This window comes from Oleiphilus sp. HI0125 (assembly GCF_001635355.1).
Map to the genome: position 1 here is coordinate 1 of NZ_LWGF01000226.1, position 1,355 is coordinate 1,355.

Genomic DNA, 1,355 nt, shown 5'->3' on the forward strand with positions numbered 1-1,355 from the left:
GCAAGCAAAACCATTGGCGGGCATTGTTTTATGTTTGAACAGCCCGAGCAATCCAGTGAATTGCTGCTTTCTCTGCTTGGGTATGATGCTTAAGCCTTATTATTTGTGACGAAGTTCACTATAATCCTGCCTTTCTCAAACAATGGTTGTATAAAGAATGCGTGACGAAAGTATTTTGTTAGGTCAGGTCGAAGGGTTTATTTCTGTTTTGGCTCAATGCCAGGCGCTCGGAATTACCGTAGCTTCGGCACGCGAGAATGAATTAATCTTAGAACTTCCTTATACAGAGAAAATTATTGGTAACCCTGATACTGGTGTTATTCATGGGGGGGCGATTACTACCCTAATGGATACAGCTGCCGGCGCAGGGGTTTTATGTGCATTGCCAGAGTTTGAGCTCTGTCCAACTTTAGACTTACGTGTTGATTACATGCGTTCAGCACGACCTGATCAACCCGTATATGCGCGCGCTAGTTGTTATCGCGTCACTAAAAATATCGTATTCATGCGTTGTGAAGCTTACCAAGTTGATCGCACTGTCGCGCATTGTGTGGCCACGTTTATGCGCATGGGTGCCAAAGGTATTCCATCTTTGGAACATATGACCAAAGGCACTCAAATACCCGAATTTACTTTCAATGAGAACACACGATCGCAGGTTAGCTTAAAGGACCTTCGTGCATCAGCACTCGCAACGAAAGATTTCGAACCACTGATTTCTGCTATCCCTTATGCGTCTTATATTGGGGTGGAATTAGATGGAGAACCAGCCGCAGGATTTTACAAGTTAAATCGTCAGCCAAGTAATATAGGAAACCCTATTTTGCCAGCGATTCATGGTGGTGTATTAGGTGGCTTTATGGAAATGGCGAGCATGCTGCATTTGCTAGCCACGCAACCTGGGGGCGTGATTCCTAGGATTATCGATTTTTCGATCGATTATCTACGTGCCGGTCTAGATAGAGATACTTTCGTCCACTGCGAAGTGACTTGTCAGGGAGGGCGTGTTGCGAATGTGGAAGTGCATGCATGGCAGCAAAGAAGAGAAAAGCCTATTGCCTTAGCGCGTGCCCATTTCTTATTGGAATAACAACCTCCAAATTTTTATGAGCGCTGCTTAAGTTCAGCGCTCATATGTTTTCGATTATAAGGCTTCTCGTTAACCAAATTTTCTTCGCATGTTTAGTTTGAAGTCATTCTTCATATGACGAAGGAAATAACGCACCGTTGTAGTCTTAGGATTTGGCTCCTTGCCTTTCGCTAGCAGAATCATCTGCCAGTAATAAAAACCAACCGCGCCGAAGCTATTGATCGCTTTAATGAGATCAGAGCGACTATTATTTCCCCAAAAGCCT

Annotated in this window: 1 protein-coding gene and 1 pseudogene; one reads left to right on the plus strand and one right to left on the minus strand. The window is 44.2% G+C overall.

Features of this window, described 5'->3' with window-relative positions; translation table 11 throughout:
- Window positions 1-157 precede the first annotated feature (157 nt).
- Window positions 158-1,090: a PaaI family thioesterase gene (locus A3762_RS28200; RefSeq protein WP_068754112.1), complete on the plus strand. Its 933-nt coding sequence runs from the start codon at window positions 158-160 to the stop codon at window positions 1,088-1,090.
- Window positions 1,091-1,159: 69 nt separating this feature from the next.
- Here the strand turns inward: A3762_RS28200 and A3762_RS26985 are convergent.
- Window positions 1,160-1,355 (minus strand): annotated as a pseudogene (locus A3762_RS26985) (NADH:flavin oxidoreductase); the annotation flags it as partial.